Consider the following 21,960-nt stretch of genomic DNA (forward strand, 5'->3'; position numbering starts at 1 on the left):
CTGCGATAGCGGTGTATCAGTTGACAGCGATGTTGCCTGAGCCACCGCGATCGCGGGCAAGCCCGGCTCCCACACTGACCGAGTCGGTATTCAGAAAATAATAAGAAACCGGAGAACAACTCATGTCTTTAAGCGTGTTCGACCTGTTCAAGATTGGCATCGGCCCCTCCAGCTCCCACACCGTCGGCCCGATGCGTGCGGCGGCTCGATTCGTCGAGGGCCTCAAGCGTGACAACCTGCTGAGCGCCACCACCGGCATCAAAGTGGAACTCTATGGCTCGCTCGGCGCCACCGGCAAAGGCCACGGCAGCGACAAGGCCGTACTGCTGGGCCTGGAAGGCGAACACCCGGACACCGTCAATACCGAAACCGTGGCTGCACGCCTGGCGCAGATGCGCAGCGACGGGCGCCTCAACCTGCTCGGAGAACACAGCATTGCGTTCAACGAGAAAGAACACCTGGCGATGATTCGCAAACCCCTCGCCTACCATCCCAACGGCATGATCTTCCGCGCCTTTGACGCCGCCGGCATCCAGATTCGCAGCCGCGAGTACTACTCGGTCGGTGGTGGGTTTGTGGTGGATGAAGACGCTGCCGGCGCCGACCGGATCGTCGAAGATGCAACGCCCTTGACCTTCCCGTTCAAGCACGCCAAGGACCTGCTCGGCCATTGCACCACCTATGGGCTGTCCATCAGCCAGGTGATGCTGACCAACGAAAGCGCCTGGCGCCCGGAAGCGGAAACCCGCAGCGGCCTGTTGAAAATCTGGCAGGTCATGCAGGACTGCGTCGACGCCGGCTGTCGCAACGAAGGCATCTTGCCCGGAGGCTTGAAGGTCAAGCGCCGGGCGGCGGCGCTGCACAGGCAATTGTGCAAGAACCCCGAGTCCGCCCTGCGCGACCCGCTGTCGGTGCTGGACTGGGTCAACCTCTACGCCCTGGCGGTCAACGAAGAAAACGCCAATGGCGGGCGCGTGGTCACCGCGCCCACCAACGGTGCAGCGGGGATCGTACCGGCGGTGCTGCATTACTACATGCGGTTTATCCCGGGCGCTAACGAAGACGGCGTGGTGCGCTTCCTGCTCACCGCCGCCGCCATCGGCATCCTGTACAAGGAAAACGCCTCGATCTCGGGCGCCGAAGTCGGCTGCCAGGGTGAAGTGGGCGTGGCCTGTTCCATGGCCGCGGGCGCCCTGTGCGAAGTGCTGGGCGGCAGCGTGTCCCAAGTGGAAAACGCCGCCGAGATCGGCATGGAACACAACCTCGGCCTGACCTGCGACCCGATTGGCGGGTTGGTGCAGGTGCCGTGCATCGAGCGCAATGCCATGGGCTCGGTGAAGGCGATCAATGCCGTGCGCATGGCCCTGCGCGGCGACGGGCAGCATTTTGTATCCCTCGACAAGGTCATCCGCACCATGCGCCAGACCGGCGCCGATATGAAAAGCAAATACAAGGAAACCGCCCGTGGCGGTTTGGCGGTCAACATTATCGAGTGCTGACGCCCACAAGCGCGTCGGCACGTTTTTCAGGAGCTGAATATGTCCACCGAAACCCTGTTGAAAACCCCTCTGCACGCCCTGCACCTCGAACTGGGCGCACGCATGGTGCCCTTCGCCGGCTACGACATGCCGGTGCAGTACCCGCTGGGTGTTATGAAAGAACACCAGCACACCCGTGATCAGGCCGGGTTGTTCGACGTGTCGCACATGGGCCAGATCCGCCTGACCGGTGCCAATGCCGCCAAGGCCCTGGAAACCCTGGTGCCGGTCGACATCATCGACCTGCCGGTGGGCATGCAGCGCTACGCCATGTTCACCAACGAGCAAGGCGGCATCCTCGACGACTTGATGGTGGCCAACCTGGGCAACGACGAACTGTTCCTGGTGGTCAATGCCGCCTGCAAGGACCAGGACCTGGCACACCTGCGTCAACACATCGGCGACCAATGCACCATCGAACCGCTGTTCGAAGAACGCGCCCTGCTGGCCCTGCAAGGCCCGGCTGCGGTGAAGGTGCTGGCGCGGTTGGCACCTGAAGTCACCCGGATGACCTTTATGCAATTCGCCACCCTGCGTTTGCTGGGCGTGGACTGCTATGTCAGCCGCTCCGGCTATACCGGTGAAGACGGCTTCGAAATCTCCGTGCCGGCTGAAAATGCCGAAAGCCTCGCACGCAGCCTGCTGGCCGAAGCCGAAGTACAGGCTATCGGCCTGGGCGCCCGCGATTCGCTGCGCCTGGAAGCCGGCCTGTGCCTGTACGGCCACGACATGAACACCGACACCACCCCGATCGAAGCCAGCCTGCTGTGGGCGATCTCCAAGGCCCGGCGTGCCGATGGCCCGCGTGCCGGCGCTTTCCCCGGCGCCGACCGGATCTTCACCCAGCAACAAGCTGGCGTCAGCCGCAAGCGCGTGGGCCTGCTGCCTCAGGAGCGCACCCCGGTGCGTGAAGGTGCAGAGATTGTCGACGAACACGGCACCGTGATCGGCACCGTGTGCAGCGGCGGTTTTGGCCCGAGCCTGGGGGGCCCGCTGGCCATGGGTTACCTGGACACGGCCTTCACTGCACTGGATACCGAAGTGTCTGCGTTGGTGCGTGGGAAAAAGGTGCCACTACGTGTAAGTAAAATGCCATTTGTGCCGCAACGTTACTATCGCGGCTGAGGGATTGTTTCTATAAGTAACGCGGTTGCGTTAACGTGCACTAAACTGTAACGCAACCGCCATAAAACAGTGCATTTACGATAGTCATTTTTATAGGAATAGCCCTATAACAAGTGAACTACTCTATCGAATAAGCCAGCCGTTCAGCATTCAACAAAGTGTCATGCACCCCAGCAAAACCGGGGCCTTGCGCGGGGCTTGTTTTTTTCATATTAGTTGGCGTAGAGTTTGCTCACTGTGTTTGCATGGGTCGCTTGGAACCTGGACCTGGGCAGTAGCTGAAGTAGTTGCTACAACCCGTTCGACGTCTCTTAACTTTCCTGCAACCCAGCCCAGTACTCTTTCGTGTGAAAGGGGCTGTCATTAATTTTTAGCGTCAAAGGAAAGAAGAAAATGGCTGAGCGTCAGAGCGGTACCGTCAAGTGGTTCAACGACGAAAAAGGCTTTGGTTTTATCACTCCTGAGAGCGGCCCGGATCTGTTCGTGCATTTCCGCGCTATTCAGGGCAATGGCTTCAAGAGCCTGAAGGAAGGCCAGAAGGTCACCTTCATTTCAGTACAAGGCCAAAAAGGCCTGCAGGCTGACGAAGTACAAGCAGAAGGCTGATCCCTACTGCGACAAAAAGCCCCTGATATGACATCAGGGGCTTTTTTATGGGCGCCATTGCGTAAACTGCGTGCTTTCTCCAGAGAGCCCTGCCATGTCCAAACCCCTGTTGAGCCCCCAGGGCGAATTCCCCGCCGTTGGCCTGGGCCGTCGCCTGGCAGCGATGTTCTATGACTTCCTGTTATGCACCGCCCTGCTGATCGTCACGGCGTTCATCTACAAGCTGGTGTGGATCGCCTTCATCGGCGAAGCGAAGATGCGCACACTCACCGAGTCCGGCGCGCTGGACGGTGACCCGTTGTTGTCGACGATCCTGTTGTTTGTACTGTTTGGTTTCTTCGCCAAGTTCTGGACCCATTCGGGGCAAACCCTGGGCATGCAGGTGTGGGGCGTACGCGTGCAAAACGCCGACGGCTCGCGGATCAGCCTGTGGCAGGCGTTGCTGCGTTTTGTGGTGTCGATTGCGTCGTGGTTGTGCGTGGGGCTGGGGTTTATCTGGTCGTTGTTCGATAAACACAAACGCAGCTGGCATGACATCTATTCGGATACGCAACTGGTGCGGATCCCGAAGCAAAAGAAGTAACTCAAGCACATCGCCGATCAACTGTGGGAGCTGGCTTGCCTGCGATAGCGGAGTAACAGTCACAGGTGCTTGGCTGCAAGACCGCTATCGCAGGCAAGCCAGCTCCCACATTTTGATTTGTGTTCAGGCGTTGCCGGCCAGTTTCAACCGTGCAGCCTGGGTAAAATCCAACATCCGCTTGAGCGGCCGCACCGCCTGCGGAATCACCGACGGCTCGACGAAAATCTCGTTACTGCCCTCACGCAAACACTGCAATGTACGCTCCAGCGTATTCATCGCCATCCACGGGCAGTGCGCGCAGCTGCGGCACGCGGCGCCGTTGCCGGCGGTGGGTGCTTCGATGAAGACCTTGTCCGGACACAGCTGCTGCATCTTGTAGAAGATGCCGCGATCAGTCGCCACGATAAAGGTCTTGTTCGGCAAGCGCTGCGCCGCAGCGATCAGTTGGCTGGTGGAACCCACCGCGTCCGCCAATTCGATCACCGAAGTCGGTGACTCCGGATGCACCAGGATCGCCGCATCCGGGTACAGCGCCTTCATGTCTTCCAGCTGCTTGGACTTGAACTCTTCGTGCACGATGCAGGCACCGTCCCACAGCAGCATGTCGGCGCCGGTCTGGCGCTGGATGTAGGTGCCCAGGTGTTTGTCCGGGCCCCAGATAATGGTCTCGCCGTTGTCCATCAGGCTCTCGACGATTTCCAGCGCGCAACTGGAGGTCACCACCCAATCGGCGCGGGCTTTGACCGCGGCCGAGGTGTTGGCGTACACCACCACGGTGCGCTCGGGATGCTGATCACAAAATGCAGAAAACTCATCCACCGGGCACCCCAGGTCCAGGGAGCACGTCGCTTCCAGGGTAGGCATCAGAATGCGTTTTTCCGGGGTGAGGATCTTGGCGGTCTCCCCCATGAATCGCACACCGGCCACCAGCACGGTCTTGGCTGGGTGGGCTGCGCCGAAGCGGGCCATTTCCAGGGAGTCGGAAACACAGCCGCCAGTTTCTTCGGCCAGGGCCTGAATCACCGGGTCGCAGTAAAAGTGGGCGACCAGCACCGCGTCCTGAGCCTTGAGCTCGGCGGCGATGGCAGTACGCAAGCTTGCCTCTTCAGCAACGCTGAGAACCTTGGGCTGTTTGGCGTCGAGGTGGGCTTGAACCAGTAGGCGTTCGGAAATGTGCGTCATGTTCGCAAGACCTGCAGGCGCAGTAGCGCGAAAGTCGAGTGTACCACCGGCTCGGGAGCCCTTCGGGCGCCGCCGGACGAAGTGTTTTTGTTCATCAAGCACGGGTAAAGCTGAAGCTGCGCAAGGCTACAGAATATCCAATGGATTCAAAAGCCTAATCTGGCAACGAGGCGAGCTGCCGTCCCTTGATCGGGTCCAGCCGATTAGGCGAAGTCTTGACAACAATCCAAACCATCCCTCTGCCACTTAAACGCCTTTAAACGCAGGAATGACGGGCCTGCACACCTCAAGCTGCACCAAAAATGTGCATAAAAGCACTTAATTACGCGACCTTTCTTACGTATTGTGTGATAAATCCTACAGCGATGTAACAAACCGTCTACCACTCACTCAAGTGTGGCAAGTCCCGCTGAGTTCACTGTTTGGCTCGGGCGGATGCATCGCGTGTATTTCTACGTTTAAGGAAGTCGAGTGCCACATCAGCTCTCAACCGCACACCTGTGTTGTACCCGAAAACTGGGCATCGCCCTGCTCTGCCTGTGGGCACTGCCAGTGGCTGCCGCCGATGGCCCACAGCCCGGCCAGGAAGCCCTGCGCTTGCAGCAGCAACAGCAGCGCGATTTGCAGCAATTACAATTGGAGCAACGCCAGCGCCAAATGCAGCGCGGCAGTTTCGGCACGCAACCGGCCACGCCGGCCATGCCAAAAGAGACTGCCAAGGATGAAGGTTGCTGGCCCCTGAGCGGTACGCGTCTGGCCGGAGTTACGCTGTTCACCCGTAGCGAGCTGGACAAACACATCGAACCCTACCTGGCCCCGTGCATGGGTGTCACGCAGATCAACCGCCTGCTGGCGCAGATCACCCAGCTGTACGTCGAGGCCGGTTACATCGCCAGCCGCCCGTACCTGATCAGTGCGCCGGCCGCCGGGCAGCCGTTGGATATTCATGTCGAAGAAGGCTACCTGGAGGCCATCGAGCTGGCCGATCAGAGCCTGCCGGTGGCGCTGGGCGGGGCATTCCCCGGGATGCTCGGCAAACCGCTGAACCTGCGCGACCTGGAGCAGGGCCTGGACCAGCTCAACCGCCTGCGCTCGGTGGACCTGACCGCCGACATCGCCCCCGGCAGCACACCCGGCGCCTCACGCATCATCCTGCGCTCGCGCAGCAGTGCCTCGCGCTGGGCGCTCGGGCTTGGGGTCGATAACCTCGGCAGCGCCGGCACCGGGCGTGATCGCAACGCCATCAGCGTGAGCCTGGACAGCCCGTTGCAAATCAACGACTCGCTCAACCTGAGCTTCAGTGACACGCTCAACCATGGGCCACGCTACAGCCGCAGCCACAGCCTGTTCTATTCCATCCCTTACGGTTACTGGACCTACAGCCTGTTCGCCAGCCATGCCGAATACCGCTCACCGTTCAAGCTCAGCCGCACGACGCTTTACAACAGTGGCCGCACCGATCAGCTCAGCCTGCGCAGCGACCGCGTGCTGTGGCGCGACCAGAGCCACCAACTGAGCGCCAACCTGCAACTGGCCTACAAGGACGTCGACAGTTACCTGCAAAAGGTTCATCTGGACATTCAGAGCCCGACGCTGACGGTGGCCGAAGCGGGCCTCAACCTGTTCTGGCTCAACAGTGCGGTGTGGAACCTGGACGTCAATTACGCCCAGGGCCTGACGTGGTTCGGCGCCGATCGGGATGCCGACCAGGTGCAAAAAAAACACCCCAAGGCGCAGTTCCACAAGTACCGCGCCAACCTCACCCAATGGCGCAACGGCCAATGGTCAGCGCAGCCGTGGCAGTGGCAAAGCCAGCTGTCGGTGCAATACAGCCCGGACGCCCTGCCCGCCATCGAACAACTGCTGATCACCGACGACTCGGCGGTGCGCGGCTACCGCGAAAACAGCACCTCCGGCGCGCTTGGCGCGGTGTGGCGCAACACCCTGCGCCTGCCGCTTAACAGCGACTTACCGGTAAAGATCACCCCGCGCCTGGGCGTGGACAACGGCTGGGTCAAGCGCGAACACGGCGCCCAGAGCCAACGCCTGAGCGGTGCCAGTGCTGGGCTCAACCTGAGCTGGAAGAACGTGCAACTGGACATCGATTACCAACGCAACCTCAACACTCCCACAGGTTTTCGCCAGGAGCCGGAGGTCTGGCTGACACGCCTGAGCCTGCAAATATGAACCACCGCTGTTTTTAGCCTGAGACAACCGCCGTACCTGACCACCACAGCAGCGTTGCAACGAACAACGCACGTCGCGGATCAGCCAACACAGAGCGAAATTATTTATGCCGACTACTTCACACAGCTTTCACCTTTCACCCCAGGGCAAACTGCGCTGGGCCATTGCCAGCCTGTTTCTGCTGCCACAGTTGGTACTGGCTGGCGGCGTGACCGTCGTCACAGGCCCAGGCGGCACGCCGCAACTGCAAGACCAGGGCGGTGTACCCATCGTCAACATTGTCGCGCCGAATGCCGGCGGCCTGTCCCATAACCAGTTTCTGGACTACAACGTCGACCGCCAGGGCCTGGTGTTGAACAACGCCTTGCAGGCCGGCCAATCCCAACTGGCCGGGCAACTGGCGGCCAACCCGCAGTTTCAGGGCCAGGCGGCGAGCGTGATCCTCAACGAAGTGATCAGCCACAATGCCTCGGCCCTCAACGGCGCCCAGGAGATTTTCGGCCAGGCCGCCGATTATGTGCTGGCCAACCCCAACGGCATTTCGGTCAATGGCGGCAGCTTCATCAACACCCCGAATGCCAACCTGGTGGTGGGCCGCCCGGAACTCAACGACGGCAAGCTGCAAGCCTTGAGCACCCGCGATGCCAACGGCCAACTGACGATCCAGGGCCAGGGCCTGCACAACCGCGAGGGCTCCATCAAGCTGATCGCGCCACGCATCGACAGCGAGGGTCGCCTCAGTGCCCGTGATCAATTGAACCTCACAGTCGGTCGCAACCAGGTGGATTTCGCCAGCGGCGAAGTACGCCAGGTCGACCCGGCCGGCAAGACCCAGGAGCAACGCATCGACGCACGCCTGTTCGGCGCGATGCAGGCCGGGCGCATCAATATCATCAGCACCGCTGAGGGGGCCGGGGTACGTGTGGGTGGTGTGCAGGTGCAAGGCACTGACGGTGTAAAGATCAGCTCGGCCGGCGACCTCGATATCAGCGGCCAAGTCCACGCCAACAGCCTCGACGCCACCCGCGCCGGGGTGCAGAGCCGCCAGGGCGACGTCGACTTGCGCAGCGCCAAGGACTTGAACCTGGCCGCCACTGACGTAGGCGGGCGCAACGTCAAGCTGGATGCCGGGCGCAACCTGACCCTCAGCAGCCTGGAAAGCCGCAAGCTTCAGGAAAAACGTGAACAGTGGGACAACAGCAACTTCCTGTTCACCTACGAAACCTACGACCGCACCACCACCGACAAGGATTCCCGCCAGCACGGCAACACGCTCGTCGCCCAACAGGACGCGGCATTGTCTTCCGGCGCCAAGGCCGACATCAAAGCCAGCCACGTCGAAGCGGGCCACGCCTTGCGCGTCAACAGCGGCGCCGACCTGCAGGTGACCGCCGCTACCGAAACCCATGAGACCCGCGACCAGGGCAACCACCGCAAGCACCTGTGGAAAGCCAACTGGGACAAATCCAGCAGCGAACAGCGCAGCATCACCAGCAGCCTCAAGGCCGGCCACACGCTGGAGCTGACCAGTAAACAGAAACTGCAATTGCAGGGCGCCGAGCTGAAAACCCCAGGGGACATCCAATTGGCAGGCCGCCAAGTGGACATCACCAGCGCCAGCCGCACCCAAAGCAGCAGCGACAACACCTACGCAGGCGACCTCACCGGCGGCAGCTTCTTCGGCAAGAACGGCGACGGCAACCAGGGCAAGACCTTGAACACCGCCAGCAAGGTGAATGCCGACGGCAAGCTGATCGTCCAGGCCGACGACGTGCGCATCAGCGGCAGCCAGGCCCGAGGCGGCAAGCAGGCCAGTGTCATCAGCGACAAAGGCTCGCTGGTGATCGACGGCGTACAAGACACCTCCCACGACAACCGCTACAGCAACGACAGCAAGTTCTTCGGCATCTCCAAGGATGAAAGCCGCAAGAACCTCAAGGACAGCACCGTGGTTGCCAGTAACCTGCGCTCGGACAGCAACCTCAAGCTGCAAAGCGCCAAGGACATCACGGTGAGTGGCTCCCAGGTGTCCGCCGCGGGTGAACTGCAAGCGAATGCCAAGGGCGATATCAAGGTCGTTGCGGAGCAGAACACCGCCCACGACACCACCAGCACCCATACCCGCGGCTTCGATGGCTACGCCAAGGAAACTGAAGGTGTCAGCCGCCAGTACCGTGCGGGCCTGAGCTATGAAGACCAGCAGCAAACCCGCCAGACCGACACCACCGGGCAGCAGGCTTCAAGCATCAACGGCGCCAGTGTGGCGATTAACGCCGGTGGTGACGTCAGCATCAGCGGCTCCAACCTCCAGGCCACCGATGGCGATGCGAGCCTGAGCGGCAAAAACGTCGAGCTGTTGGCCGCCCACGACCAGCGCACCGAAGCCGTAGACAAGACCACCACCGGCGGCAGTTTCTACTACACCGGCGGCATTGATCGGGCAGGCAATGGTGCTCAGTTCAGCCACCAGAGCAGCCACGACACCGCTGAAAAAACCACCGCGCAAACCAGCACCGTGGCCGCGACCGGCAAGCTGACCATCAATGCTGGCAACACCTTCACCAGCGAGGGTGCACAGGCCAAGGCCGGCACCGAGCTGCGCGTCAACGCGGGCCAGATCGACAACCTGGCCGCCCATTCCACCGAGACCAGTACCCACAAGCAAAACGGCTGGACCGCCGATGTCGGCGCCAATGTGGAATACAAAGGCATTACCCGCCCGATCGAAAAAGCTGTTGAAGGCGTGGCCCAGGCCAAGTTCCATCAGCCGGGTTTGCTGGACGCATTCGAACAACCCAATGTCGGGCTGGATGTGGAAGTCGGGCATACCCACAGCACCCGCACACAACAGGACAGCACCGCCGTGGTCAGCCAATTCAGTGGCGCCACGGTGCAGGTCGATAGCGTCGGCAAGTTGCAGGATGAGGGCACGCAATACCGCGCCACCGAGGGCGGGCTGACCATCAATGCCGGCGAGCATATCGCCAAGGCGGCAGCCAATACCCACAGCAGCAGCGAGCAAGGCGTGGACGCCAAGGTCGGCGTGCGGGTCTACACCACCACCGGCGAGGACGTGAATGTACGTGGCAGCGGCAGCGGCGGCAGCCGTGATGTAAGCCAAGCCAGCAGCACGGCGGTGGTCGGCAGCTACGCGGGCACCCAGGGCGTGAGCCTCCAGACCAAGGGCGATGCGAGTTATGAAGGCAGCCAGTTCAACGGCGGCCAGGCAAGCGTCAACCTCAAGACCGGCGGTGAGTTGGCGCTCAACCAGGCCAACGACACCCAGAGCAACACCAGCAGCACGTTGCGCGGTAACGCGTCATTGACCGTGGGCACAGCGCCCGGCGCCAATGGCACCAACATCAACCTCGGTGCCGGTGTGCAATTGGATAACCAGCGCCTCGACACCCAGGACAGCCAGGCCCGCGTCGCGACGCTCCAGGGCAGCGGGCCGATCCAACTCGGTAGCGGCGGCGACATGACCCTGCAAGGCACGCAGATCGGTACCGACACCGCCAAGACCGGCGATATCAGCCTCAATGCCGGCGGCAAGCTGGACCTGCAAGCCGCCACCCACCGCCACGTCAGCAACGGCAGCAACCTGGGCGGCGGCCTGACCCTTGGCGCCGGCAAAACCAGCAGCGCCGAAAGCAGCAGCAAGACCGGCAACCTCAGCGCCAATTTCAACATCGGCAAGGTGGCCGAAGATGACCAGGCCGTAGTCGTCGGGCAACTGCACAGCACCGGCAAGGTCAGCCTCGCCAGCGGTGCCGATGCAGCCGATGCCATTCACTTGCTGGGTACTCAGGTCAGCGCGGCCAGCGTCAACCTCGACGCACAAAACGGCGGCGTCCTGCAGGAGTCGGCACAGTCGACCCAGGCTCATGACAGCTGGGGCGTGACCCTGGGCGCGGGCGCCAGCGTGGGCAAGACCACCTTGGCCGACGCCGGTGAACACGAGACACCCAAGACCCAACGCGGCATCAATGCGCGGGCCAAGGTCGATGTGGATCACGTGCAAGGCACCACCCAGCACGACAGCCTGATCAAGGCCGATACCGTGGTCATCAACAGTGCCGGCGATACCCGTCTGGCGGGCGCACGCATCGACGCCGAGCAGGTGAGCGGCAAGGTGGGTGGCGACCTCGTTGTCGAAAGCCGCAAGGACCAGGTCACCAGCACCCAGGTTCATGTCGATGCCAAACTGGATGTCGAGAAAAACCAGCCTGGCGTGGTCGATAAACTCGCCAAAGCCAGCGGCCCGCTCAAGGACACCGTAAAAGCCAAGGCCGAAGGCGCGTTCGACAAGCATCGCGACAAATTGGAGAACGTGGTCGACAAGGGCACCGGGCACCTGGCTGCGGCCAAGGACAAAGTGCTCGACAGCGTGGTCAACGCCAAGGAACGCCTCGAAGAAAAACTCACCCGCAGCGCCAGTTACGACGTGAACCCCGAGCCCCGCGGCGCCTTCAGCACCCGCGTGGACAAGGCCAAGGCTTACCTGGCAGACAAGACGGATGCGCTGGGCACGCGCCTGTCGGGCTTCAAGGACAAGGTCTGGCCAAAAACCAGCGACAGCTACGTTGTCAGCGGCAAGAACACCACCGGCAGCAAGGTGGCCGATACGGCTGAAAGCGTGTTGTTCGGTGACAAGAGTGGCAACACCAACTACACCCCGACCCTGAACCTGGACGTCAGCCATGTGATCAAGGACAGCGTCGCTCAGGCGTCAGGCATTCGCGGCAGCCAGGGCGTCAGTCTGCAGGTCGGTGGTGATACGCGCCTCACGGGTGCGCGGATCAGTGCCGAGCATGGCAAGGTCGAGCTGGGCGGTTCCAGGGTCACCGCAACCACACTGGCAGGCAGCGACTACCGCGCCGATGTCGGGCTGAATGTCTCCAAATCACCGGTCAACCTCGCACTCGGGGCCAAGGACGAACTGACCCAGAAACAGGACGACGCCACGCGCAAGGATCAAGCCTTGAACCTGGGCCTTCTGCGCGCCGGTGGCCATCGAGAGAGCCAGGCCTTGCAGGCGGGGATTGATCAGGCCGTCAACTAACGCTTAAAACAGCAGAATGCTTCTGTGGCGAGGGAGCTTGCTCCCGCTGGACTGCGCAGCAGTCCTATTCTCAGGGCCGCTTCGCGCCCCAACGGGAGCAAGCTCCCTCGCCACGGAATCAGCCACTGCCTGCTCGTTCTATGTCAGTTGAACAGCGCCTGCAGGTTCTTCATCGCATCATCGGCAAAGCCTTGCAGGAACGCTTCGAACGCCGGCATATCCTCCTTGCCGCCAGTGCAGGGCTGGCCAATGATGGTCCAGGTCACCAGGCTCTGGTTCGGGCCTTGCGGCGCCACTTCCATCAGCGCCCACAGGTTGCCGATATTCAGTGAGGTGTAAATCAGTGACCAGGTCATCGTCATGGCTTGGTCGTCACGGGTGTTGAGTTGCTCAATCACCACGTTGCCGTCCTTGAACAGTTTCTTGCGGACCGAACGCACGCCCTCGCCCGTCATTTCGATATGGGACAACGCCGGAATGAATTTCGCGAACCCCGCAAAATCTCCGACGATACTCCACACGCTGCGCGCATCGCCATTCACGGTGACGCGGGCGACTACAGGATTGCCGAGCGGGTTACGGACCAGGGTATCGGGTTGTTGCATGAGAGAGCTCCTCTTTTCCGGGGGGCGGATAGTGGGCTCCAACCAAACGCAGTGGGCTGTACAAGTTCAACACCTCCTTGGCGTGGTTAAGCGTTCTTGGCTGACTGCCGTAATGCCAAGGCCGCGACACCACACAAGATCAACGCGATACAGGACACATAGAACGCATCGCTATAGGCCATCAGGTACGCCTCGCGACGCACGATGTGGATCAAGCCCTCGATAACCTGCTGTTGAGCGGGCAACAGTTGGTTGAAGATAAAGCCCTCGCTGTCAGCCATGCTGGCGCGCAGGCGTTCCTGCAAGGACGGGGAAAACAGTGTGATCGACTCCCCTACCCGCTCGGAGTGAAAGCGTTCGCGCAGGGCGACGATCTGCGTCAGGCCCGCCGTACCCACGGCACCGCCAAGGTTACGCAGCATGGAGAACAACGCCGAGGCAGAGCCGGCTTCGTCTTTGGCCAGCCCGGACACCGCCAGTACCGACAGCGCCACCATGATCAGCGGCTGTCCGATACCGCGCACCACCGTGGAAGGAATGATCACGTTAGCGGCGCTATCCACATCCAGATGCGCCCCCAGATAACACCCCAGCGCCATGATGAAAAAGCCACTGGCGACCATCAGTTTCGGATTGAGCCACTTCATCAGGCGCGGCATAAACGGCGCCAGTACCAGTTGCACCATGCCGTAGGCGATCAGGCTGATACCAATCTCCCGAGCGTTGTAACCCTGCAACTGGGAGAGGTAATTGGGCACCAGGAATACCAGGCCGAACGTGGCCCCGCCGAAGATGAACATCGCCGCGCTGGCCACTCCGAAGTTGTAGCTTTTGAGCAGGCGCAGGTTGATAAAAGCGCGGGTGCCATACAGCTGCGACAGTACGAAATACACCAGGGCAACGCCTGCGGCCAGCGACATCCACACGATGAAATCGGAGCCGAACCAATCCTTGCGCCCGCCCTCTTCCAGCACAATCTGCAAGCCCCCCAGGCCGACGATCATGGCGATGATGCCGCTCCAGTCGCCGCGCTTGAGCAGGCTCAACTGCATGGGTTTGGCATCGATGGACCACGCCACCGCCAGCAGCAAAAGAATGCCGGGAGCCAGTTGCAAGTAGAAGATCCAGCGCCAGGAATAGGCATCGGTCAGCCAGCCGCCAATGGACGGCCCGGCGGCTTGGGCGACGCTGTTGGACAGGGCGAACAGGGCCATGCCCATTGCGATCTTGCCGGGCGGCAGCTCGGTGATGATCAACTGGAATGACAACGGGATCAGCACGGCGCCGGCCGCGCCCTGGATCACCCGAATGATGATCATCACCGCAAGGTTGGGCGCCCAGGAACAGGCAATCGACGCCACCAGGAACACAAACGAGCCGACGAGCATCACCCGGCGCAGGGAGAACACCTGCACCAGCCACGCGGTGAGCGGGATCATCACGATCTCCGCGACCAGGTAGGCGGTGGAGATCCACGAGCCTTCCTCGAACGTCGCCCCCAGGGAACCCTCGATCTCCGGCAGCGCGGCGCTGGTCACGTGCACGTTCATGCCGGCCATGAAACAACCGAACAGCCCGCCGATTACCGCCACCCAGGCGCGAAAGGAGACGTTCTTTTCAGCGGCTTCAGTCATGTGCAGCGCCCTGCTCATCTGGGCGGGTGTCCACCGTGGTGATCACCGACATGCCCGGCAAAACTGGCCCGCCCTCGTCATGCTCATCAATGACGATCTTCACTGGAAAGCGCTGCACGATCTTGGTGAAGTTGCCGGTGGCGTTGTCCGACGGCAACAGTGCGAACACCGCCCCGGAAGCTGGCGAGAAACTCACCACATGGCCTTTGAGCTTGCGTCCTGAATAGCTGTCGATGCTGATGTCCACGGGTTGGCCGGCGCGCATGTCACGCAATTGGGTTTCCTTGTAGTTGGCCACCACGTAGGCCTGCTGCAAGGGCACCACTGCCAGCAGCGGCAAGCCTGGCGCGACGTACTGGCGGGTGCGCACTTTGCGCTGCCCTACCACGCCGTCGATGGGCGAGCGGATCAAGGTGTCCTCCAAGGCATGAGCCGCCAGGTTCAACTGCGCCTCGGCCTGGCTGCGCCGTGCTATCTGTTGCTGGAGCGAGGCTTGGGCCAATTGGCGTCGGGTGACGGCCACGGTCAAGCGGGTTTCCTGTTGGCGTTGCATGGCCTTGGCAATTTCCACCGCGGCATTGGCCTGGGTGTAACTGGCGGCGGCTGTTTCCAGACGCTGGGCGCTGGCGGCGTGGTCGCGCACCAACCCTTCGTAGCGGCGCTGGTCGAGGCTTGCGCGGCGCAATTCTGCGGCCACACTGCGGGCGTGAGCCTCAGCCTGGGCAACGCCGGCCTTCTGCTGGGCGATCAGGCTGTCGGTGACGTGCAGGTTGGCCTCTTGCGCCGCCACCGAGGCTTGGGTTTCGGCCAGTTGTGCGCGGGCCTGTGCCAAGCGCGCCTGGTAGTCACGGTCCTCGATGCGCACCAGCACGTCCCCGGCCTTGACGGGCTGATCGTCCTCCACCACCACCTCGGCCACATAGCCTGAGACCTTCGGGCTGATGGGAATCCAGTCGGCCCGCACATAGGCATCATCGGTCTGTTCCAGGTAGCGGCCGACCGTCATCCAGTACACGCCGAACACCACCGCAGCGATCAACAGCGCGGCGCCGCCCAGCAAGAGCAGATGCCTTTTGCGACGTTGCTTGCGCGTATGCGCCTGTTCATCCTGGACAGCACTTTTTTCATCAACGGCGATATTCATGGCTGGGTACCGGAAAAAGTGGTGTGAGCGTGGGTGGGCGCTGAAGGCTGCCAACCACCGCCAAGCGCCCGAAACAGGCTGATCTGGCGTTGCAGCAACTGGCCGTCGGCGTCGGCGCGAGTGGCCTGCAAGCGGATCAGTTCACGCTCGCTGTCCAACACATCCAGAAAGTCGATAGACCCGGCGTCGTAGTTGAATTGGGCCAACCTGTAGGCGTGGCGGCTGCTGTCCAGTGCCTGGCTCAAGGCCGCGTGGCGCTGGCGTTCGCCGTCGTATAACGCCAGGGCCTGGCGCACCTCCTTGAGGGCCTTGAGCACGCTGGCCTCGAATTGCGCCACCTCTACCTGCTCAAGCGCCCGGGCCTGCTTGACCCGCGCGCGGTTGGCGCGCCAATTGGGGAACTGCCAGGTGATCAGCGGGCCAATGCCGAACATCACCGCGCTGCTATCGCCCAGCTCATGGAATTTGTTGGCTGAGGAAGACACTGAAGCGCCGAAGGTGACCTTGGGGTACAGGTCGGCCTGGACGATATCCACTTGCAGCGTGGCCGCCTGCAACGCTCTCTCGGCCTGACGGATGTCGGGGCGGCGCGCCAATAATTGCCAGCCATCGCCCACCGGCAGTTCGGCATTGAGGTGTGGAACCACCTCACAGCTCGCAGCGCCAGCGCCTTGCTCCAAATCAGCCACGCCGGTCAGCATTGCCAGTTCGTACAGCGCAGCCTGTCGACGCGCCTCCAGCATCGGCAGCAAGGCTTGGGTTTCGCCCTGCAAGGCTTGCATACGCGTGTATTCAAGGTCCGTCACCACACCGGCCTGGCGCTGGCGATCAATCAACGCCAGGCTGCGCCCGACCACGTCCAACGAATGACGCTGGACCTTGGCACGAACACCGAGGGCACAAGCATTCACATAGGCGCGGGTGGTTTGCGCCACGACCGTGATGCGCAACAGGTCTTCGGCGTCCTGCGCCGCCGCGGCTTGCACCTGGGCTCGTTCGATCGTGCGCTGGACCTGGCCCCACACATCCACTTGATACGCCAATTCCATGCCTGGGTTGAACGCCCATTCCGACGGTGCATGGCTATCGGTGGCCTTGGCCAGGGTCTGGTCATCGGCGGTCTTGCCGTAAGCGGCACCCAATGACGCTTGGGTGGACGGCCAGCGCTCGGCATCAGCCTGCATGATCCCGGCCAGCATCGCCTGCACATGGGCCTGGGCCGCTACCAGGTCACGGTTGTGCAGCAATGCCTGCTGCACCAGCCCATCGAGCTGTGGATCGTTGTACAACTGCCACCAGCGCTCGGGTAATGCCTGGGCCGAAACACCTTGCGGCAGATGGCTCAGGGCATTGATTCGTTCGGGATGTGGCTGTGCCGGCGTATGCGCGACCCAGGATGAACAACCCGCCAACAACGCCACCGCCACGCCGAGCAGCGAGAGACGGCCATGCCGTGGGGAAAAAGAAGGCGAACCCATCGAGTAAATCCAGAAGGCCAAGTAGAGACGCAGGGTAAAAGCGCAGCGGGGTGCGCATCTCCCGAGTTCTGGACAACCATCGTTTTGATTGGGACAAGGTGCGAGGTGGCTTGGCAGTACTCGATCCAAATGTGGGAGGGGGCTTGCCCCCGATAAGCATGGGTATCTACACAACTCTGACGTAGCAACCATCAGTAACCACGATGCGAAGCGAGCCGCTCTTGATCTTGATCTGCTTTTGATCTCAGGCGCCCCGTCAAACCACGCTGGCCGGAATTCGACAGGGATTTGGGGGGTAAACCGGCAGGGATGCCGGTTTAGCCGCCCCGCGCCATGGATGGCGCGTGGCGGCGGCCCCCCAAATCCCTGTCGGATTACGGGCACACCGAGCCTGAGCGAGGTGCCGAGTGGTGGGGCGAAGGCCTTTTGCTTACTTTTGGGCGTCTCCAAAAGTGAGTCGCTGTAAGAGCGAAACCATAAGCGGCCGTTACCGCAGCAACGGATATGTACTCGGTCTGATCCAACATCCTGGTCGGCTGTCAGGCCGCCTTCGCAGGCAAGCCAGCTCCCACATTTGGATCGCGTCGCATCATTTAGATAGTCGGTGGCTGTCAGGCCGCCACGGGAGCAAGCTCCCTCGCCACAGGTTCAGGGCCATGCCAAAGTTGCGTAGAGACCTATGCCCCGATAAGGGAGTGTCAGTTAGCAAATCTGTAACTGCCCCAACGCCATCGGGGCATAGGTCTCTACACAACTCCTGGCATGGCGCTGTAGCAGGCCATCGCGGGGTTTGCTCGTCTTGGGGGAAGCGAGCTATGTCGGCAATTGCAGGAAGAGGTTGTGGGCATCATATCGTTTCTCCTTTTTAGGGCAGACCGCCAGGAGCGTTCGGCGCGTCTTGAGTGCGCAAATAACCCGCACATCAGAAAAAATGCACAAATGCATATTTTTCCTTGAAAACTTCACTGTATGAATACACAGTATCAGTAGGCCTCATCTTATGCCGATTCATCGCTACCGACGAGCAGCGCGGCGAGGCCGAGCCAGAGGGGTAATTCCCAACAATTGACCGAAATATATATCGATAAGGATATCGACTCATGACTATCGTTCTTCCACCCATCGTCGTCACTGCCACCGAGCCCGGTTACCCGGCAAATCCTGGAGGCCTGCCGTTTCCCGCGCCGAACCCGGCAGTTGTGTTCCAAGGGCAGATGCTGGAGCGCTTTGCTTATTATCGCCAGGGGTTGTGGCGCGAGATGCTAATCAAAATCGCCAACGAACAGGTCACCTGGGGAATGACAGGGGGGCCAGCGCCAGGGATCGTCCATGATTTGCAATCGGTGCCGTTTGCAGATAGCTATCTTTACTTTAATCCGGGCCTGACTTCTGGCCATGGTCTGAATTACGCCCAGCAATATTTCCAATCAGGTGGCGTAACCTCCTCTCCAGGCCTCTCGGGCGGTGACCTGACTCCGGTCGCGGCCGTTGGGCACTTTCTTTACGGCAAAGGTACTCCAACCGAAACCTCAATCAACCTATTCGGGCTGAACTCACCGAGCATCTCAAGCGCTGTGTTCAATGATGTTCTAGCCTCAGCGCCAATTGGAACGTCGCCGATTTCCATTGGCAATATTCCTTTTACGCCAGACGCCACGTCCTGGCAGCTTGCAACGTGGATAGACAATCTTTCCCTGACCTTGCAAGGCACCCTCAATAAGGGTCAAGACGGTAGTTATCAATTTAACGGCTCTGTATCCGCCGCCAACCACACCTACGATTCGATGCCTGCCGGTTTCAAAGCGGCCATCGGCGAAGCGGCTGCAAATACGCTTCAAAGCGTATTTGACGCTCATGGCGCTATGCCCTTTGAGGTCGTGATCAAAGGCGAAACCGCAGTTACCGTTACCAAAGAGCTCACACCCGATGAAAAGGCTGCCTATACAGACGCTGTCAGCTTCGTATCGACCGCCAACGAACAAATGCTTCAAAAATATGGTGCCAACTTGAGCAAAGTCGCCCAAGACATGCAGGCTGAGATCGCTGGCAAGAAAGTCAGAAGTTATGCGGAAGCAATGGCGACCTTTGAGAAAATCAGCGCTAACCCCGCTATGAAACTGAATGCGTTGGACACCCAAGCAGTGGTTGATGCGCTGAATGCACTGGATAAGGCGAGCTTTGCGGATAACATCACCCGTTTGGGCAAAGCATTCGGTGTGGTCGGTAAAGTCGTACAAGCAGAAGCCATCCGCGAGAAAACCGTTTCCGGTTTTCAAACCGGCGACTGGAAGCCTCTGATGCTTGAACTTGAAGCGATGGCAGTCGGCACAGGTGCTGGAATTTTGCTCGCCACCAGCATGGCGTTCTTCTTTCCTGTTTTTGCGTCGGCTGCCGCTGGAGTCGTCGTGGTGGCCTTGATGATGGCAGCCACCGCTGCCTATTTTGATGCAGCCAAAGTCGATGAGATCAACAACCTGATTCTTAACTAAAACAAAGGGTCCGGGCGAGCCGAGTCTTGTCCGGGCCCAGCGTGTTAGGATTAAAAATCGTACAACAGGATTTCCGAGCAATGAACAAGTCAATCAAACAGTGCATACCTCTGCCCTATTTATTCATTGCAATGACCATGGCACCTATATTTTTCATAGCTTTTTTATTTCCTGCAAAGGCCACATCCGCGCCCTATACAAATATTGAAAGCTTCATAAACACCTACCTGCTCGGCGTGGTAGGGTTTTGGTCGTCTAACTTCCCTTTCAGCTCCACAGTCATAACAAACTACATTGGCTTGTTCGGACCGATATTTGCGGTGATCTTTTTCTTGAAGGTCCGCAAGGGGATGATCATCGATGCCGATCAATATGCAAACATGACCATCAGCAAATATCTGTTCGGCCTGATAGTTTTATCGAGCTTTATCTATATGATCATATCCGTGAGCTATTTTTACCCGCATGATCTGGCGACTCACAACTTGAAATGGCGATTGTTTGGCACACACATATTCACATATGCAATATTCTCTTCGGGCGTGCTATTTATTATTTACTTTATTACCTTGATTTCATACTTCTCCTTATTATACATACCGAGACTTTTAATAAAAAAGAATAAACAGCACTAGCTTCACGCCATATAGCAAGATGACGGATAAAAGGATATTTAGTCCCGAAACAGGTGTAAGCCTATTTCGGATTGGAGACCATATCCCCTTCTCCCACTGCCACACCAATACTAGTGCCCTTTGCTGTCTTTACGGCTTTTCAGCCCCAGCAACCGCCCCCACCACCCAGACTCGGCACTTGAATCAGGTGTTGGTATCACTTTCTCATTGGGATGTAGCAAATCACCCGGATAGTGCTCATGCCCAATGCAATCGCTGTCCTCAAGCCCAAATACTTTCACGGCGGCGACCGCCTCAAAACACCAGCGGCCGAAGTAGCTTCCCATCTCAAGTGGGTGCATTACCGGATCACCATAAATGTACCACCACGGTTGCTGTTTACCGCGCCTGTTCAGCTCTGGATACCAATGCTCCACGAACGCCAGCAGTAGAGTTGCTTGCTGCGCCTGTTGCGCATCAATTGCCTTGAGCAGTCTCGCATATGGCTTGGCGTGTAGCAGCTTCTCCCCAATTTCCCGCTCTGGTTGGCGGTACGCAATGATCCGATCCAGCAGAATGTCCTGCCCCCCATCACCTATTAACGCAACCAATCGAAGCCACTGCTCATCGGGAATTTCCAGAGCAAGCGCTAGCCCCACCAGCCAGAAACAATAGATGTAATGGTTTAAATCGGTCAGTTCGAAGGTCCAGTCTCGGCAAGTCTTAAGATCATTTTCAGCGCATATTTTGTCGGACTCTCGGTTGGAAATTTCCCATGCATCCAGAACGCCGGGGAAGAATGTTGCAATCGTCGTAATATTTCCACCACTCGAGTAGCCCCGTATAGCCGCGCGCAAATTATCTTTGGCAAAGTCAAACGTAAATTGCGCTCTATATACGGGATTAGCCGAAGGCTCCGACAGAATCTTGCCGGCACGCTCAATCCATTGCAGATCTTTTGCCTCACGATCATCCCAATACTGCTTACTTCCCCAAGGTGCACGAATCATGGAAAAACTCCATTCAACGCCGCCTTTTTACAGGCGGCGCCTTTATTTACAAGGCAAACCCGGACAGTGTCCGGTGATTACCTAAGAGTTGATCAACTGCCCAACAGTCCACTGGTGTCCGCCTCGAAGCGCTTGCGGGCCTGATCAGCCGCCGGTTTGAGCAGCATGAGCAGCGCCGCCTCACTGTACAACTGAGTGACCGCCAGTTCCTTGGGGGTCGGCTCAATCGGGATCAGCACATCTTCGCTGTCTGCGTGCAGCCAGATTGCCACAACGTGCAATGCCGAGATGAACAGCACTCGCAGCTCAACGGTTTTACCTTGCAATTGCGGGGACTGTTCCGCCATTTTCAGCGCATCCACCGTCGCCGCGGCCAGGGGCCCGTGGTTGAGCGAGGCGAACTCGACATGCCCGCCTACGTCGGCCAATTGCGCATCCGCAATCGTCACGCCATCGGCAAACACCAAGTAATGCCAATCGCCGACCTCAGCGTCTTTCAGACCTTTACCGTGAGTCAAATCCTCGAGGGTGAGCGAGTAGCCACGATAGGCTTCGCTCAGCCTGATGTTGCCCGGTGCGGCGGCCGCGAATGAGTGATTGCGCCCCAGGCCCTGGGTTTGCAGCGCGGCTTGCAACGCCGGACGCAGTGTCTGTACGCCGTTTGAGGGCGCCTTTGGATAAATCAGTTGCATGATGCAGCCCT

Annotated in this window: 14 protein-coding genes; 7 read left to right on the forward strand and 7 right to left on the reverse strand. The window is 59.9% G+C overall.

Translation table 11 applies throughout. The features are described 5' to 3' along the window. The first annotated feature begins 122 nt into the window (after nt 1-122). From IH404_RS22295 to IH404_RS22310, 4 genes are all read left to right on the forward strand, one after another. Nucleotides 123-1,499 carry an L-serine ammonia-lyase gene (locus tag IH404_RS22295; RefSeq protein ID WP_005790847.1) on the forward strand — a complete coding sequence of 459 codons (1,377 nt, stop codon included), beginning with the start codon at nt 123-125 and terminating at the stop codon, nt 1,497-1,499. Between the two features lie 39 nt (nt 1,500-1,538). Then, nucleotides 1,539-2,663, forward strand: a complete 1,125-nt coding sequence (gcvT, locus tag IH404_RS22300; RefSeq protein WP_005790848.1) for a glycine cleavage system aminomethyltransferase GcvT — start codon at nt 1,539-1,541, stop codon at nt 2,661-2,663. Nucleotides 2,664-3,056: 393 nt separating this feature from the next. After that, on the forward strand, nt 3,057-3,269 hold the full coding sequence (locus IH404_RS22305) for a cold-shock protein (protein ID WP_005790849.1): 213 nt from the start codon (nt 3,057-3,059) through the stop codon (nt 3,267-3,269). Between the two features lie 94 nt (nt 3,270-3,363). Further along, a complete protein-coding gene (locus IH404_RS22310; protein WP_005790850.1) occupies nt 3,364-3,852 on the forward strand; it encodes an RDD family protein in 489 nt (162 codons plus the stop codon). Between the two features lie 123 nt (nt 3,853-3,975). On the opposite strand, the gene nadA is transcribed toward IH404_RS22310, so the two are convergent. Beyond that, a complete protein-coding gene (gene nadA, locus IH404_RS22315; protein ID WP_032879720.1) occupies nt 3,976-5,034 on the reverse strand; it encodes a quinolinate synthase NadA in 1,059 nt (352 codons plus the stop codon). Nucleotides 5,035-5,505: 471 nt separating this feature from the next. Here nadA and IH404_RS22320 point away from each other — a divergent pair, with 471 nt between their 5' ends. After that, on the forward strand, nt 5,506-7,221 hold the full coding sequence (locus tag IH404_RS22320) for a ShlB/FhaC/HecB family hemolysin secretion/activation protein (RefSeq protein WP_005790852.1): 1,716 nt from the start codon (nt 5,506-5,508) through the stop codon (nt 7,219-7,221). Between the two features lie 106 nt (nt 7,222-7,327). Further along, nucleotides 7,328-12,283 carry a hemagglutinin repeat-containing protein gene (locus IH404_RS22325; RefSeq protein WP_194439055.1) on the forward strand — a complete coding sequence of 1,652 codons (4,956 nt, stop codon included), beginning with the start codon at nt 7,328-7,330 and terminating at the stop codon, nt 12,281-12,283. A gap of 143 nt (nt 12,284-12,426) precedes the next feature. Here the strand turns inward: IH404_RS22325 and IH404_RS22330 are convergent, their stop codons facing one another. The 4 genes from IH404_RS22330 to IH404_RS22345 all read right to left on the reverse strand — a co-directional run bounded on the left by IH404_RS22330 (nt 12,427) and on the right by IH404_RS22345 (nt 17,144). Beyond that, nucleotides 12,427-12,888, reverse strand: a complete 462-nt coding sequence (locus IH404_RS22330; protein WP_005790854.1) for an SRPBCC family protein — start codon at nt 12,886-12,888, stop codon at nt 12,427-12,429. A gap of 86 nt (nt 12,889-12,974) precedes the next feature. Beyond that, on the reverse strand, nt 12,975-14,522 hold the full coding sequence (locus IH404_RS22335) for an MDR family MFS transporter (protein WP_194439056.1): 1,548 nt from the start codon (nt 14,520-14,522) through the stop codon (nt 12,975-12,977). Then, entirely contained in the window at nt 14,515-15,666 is a 1,152-nt protein-coding gene (locus tag IH404_RS22340; RefSeq protein WP_194439057.1) for an HlyD family secretion protein, read from the reverse strand. Before IH404_RS22340 ends, IH404_RS22335 begins: the two co-directional genes overlap by 8 nt. Continuing rightward, complete coding sequence (locus tag IH404_RS22345) at nt 15,663-17,144, reverse strand: TolC family protein (RefSeq protein WP_194439058.1); 1,482 nt, start codon at nt 17,142-17,144, stop codon at nt 15,663-15,665. The genes IH404_RS22340 and IH404_RS22345 overlap by 4 nt, the downstream gene beginning before the upstream one ends. Before the next feature lie 1,100 nt (nt 17,145-18,244). On the opposite strand from IH404_RS22345, the gene IH404_RS22350 reads away from it, so the two are divergent. Further along, the gene (locus tag IH404_RS22350) at nt 18,245-19,633 is read left to right on the forward strand and encodes a lipid II-degrading bacteriocin (protein WP_005790861.1); all 1,389 of its coding nucleotides are present in this window, start codon (nt 18,245-18,247) and stop codon (nt 19,631-19,633) included. Between the two features lie 745 nt (nt 19,634-20,378). Here the strand turns inward: IH404_RS22350 and IH404_RS22355 are convergent. Continuing rightward, a complete protein-coding gene (locus IH404_RS22355) occupies nt 20,379-21,257 on the reverse strand; it encodes a PoNe immunity protein domain-containing protein (RefSeq protein WP_005790865.1) in 879 nt (292 codons plus the stop codon). Nucleotides 21,258-21,349: 92 nt separating this feature from the next. Next, entirely contained in the window at nt 21,350-21,949 is a 600-nt protein-coding gene (locus IH404_RS22360) for a hypothetical protein (RefSeq protein ID WP_005790867.1), read from the reverse strand. Nucleotides 21,950-21,960: the final 11 nt, after the last annotated feature.

Source organism: Pseudomonas sp. OST1909 (assembly GCF_015277575.1).
Taxonomy (GTDB): domain Bacteria; phylum Pseudomonadota; class Gammaproteobacteria; order Pseudomonadales; family Pseudomonadaceae; genus Aquipseudomonas; species Aquipseudomonas synxantha_A.

Excerpts from the sequence above, each read along its gene's own strand:
- IH404_RS22340 (WP_194439057.1), bottom strand. The coding sequence starts at position 15,666 with ATGAATATCGCCGTTGATGAAAAAAGTGCTGTCCAGGATGAACAGGCG.
- nadA (WP_032879720.1), bottom strand. The coding sequence starts at position 5,034 with ATGACGCACATTTCCGAACGCCTACTGGTTCAAGCCCACCTCGACGCC.
- IH404_RS22350 (WP_005790861.1), top strand. The coding sequence starts at position 18,245 with ATGACTATCGTTCTTCCACCCATCGTCGTCACTGCCACCGAGCCCGGT.
- IH404_RS22335 (WP_194439056.1), bottom strand. The coding sequence starts at position 14,522 with ATGACTGAAGCCGCTGAAAAGAACGTCTCCTTTCGCGCCTGGGTGGCG.
- IH404_RS22310 (WP_005790850.1), top strand. The coding sequence starts at position 3,364 with ATGTCCAAACCCCTGTTGAGCCCCCAGGGCGAATTCCCCGCCGTTGGC.
- gcvT (WP_005790848.1), top strand. The coding sequence starts at position 1,539 with ATGTCCACCGAAACCCTGTTGAAAACCCCTCTGCACGCCCTGCACCTC.
- IH404_RS22325 (WP_194439055.1), top strand. The coding sequence starts at position 7,328 with ATGCCGACTACTTCACACAGCTTTCACCTTTCACCCCAGGGCAAACTG.
- IH404_RS22355 (WP_005790865.1), bottom strand. The coding sequence starts at position 21,257 with ATGATTCGTGCACCTTGGGGAAGTAAGCAGTATTGGGATGATCGTGAG.
- IH404_RS22295 (WP_005790847.1), top strand. The coding sequence starts at position 123 with ATGTCTTTAAGCGTGTTCGACCTGTTCAAGATTGGCATCGGCCCCTCC.
- IH404_RS22330 (WP_005790854.1), bottom strand. The coding sequence starts at position 12,888 with ATGCAACAACCCGATACCCTGGTCCGTAACCCGCTCGGCAATCCTGTA.
- IH404_RS22305 (WP_005790849.1), top strand. The coding sequence starts at position 3,057 with ATGGCTGAGCGTCAGAGCGGTACCGTCAAGTGGTTCAACGACGAAAAA.
- IH404_RS22360 (WP_005790867.1), bottom strand. The coding sequence starts at position 21,949 with ATGCAACTGATTTATCCAAAGGCGCCCTCAAACGGCGTACAGACACTG.
- IH404_RS22345 (WP_194439058.1), bottom strand. The coding sequence starts at position 17,144 with ATGGGTTCGCCTTCTTTTTCCCCACGGCATGGCCGTCTCTCGCTGCTC.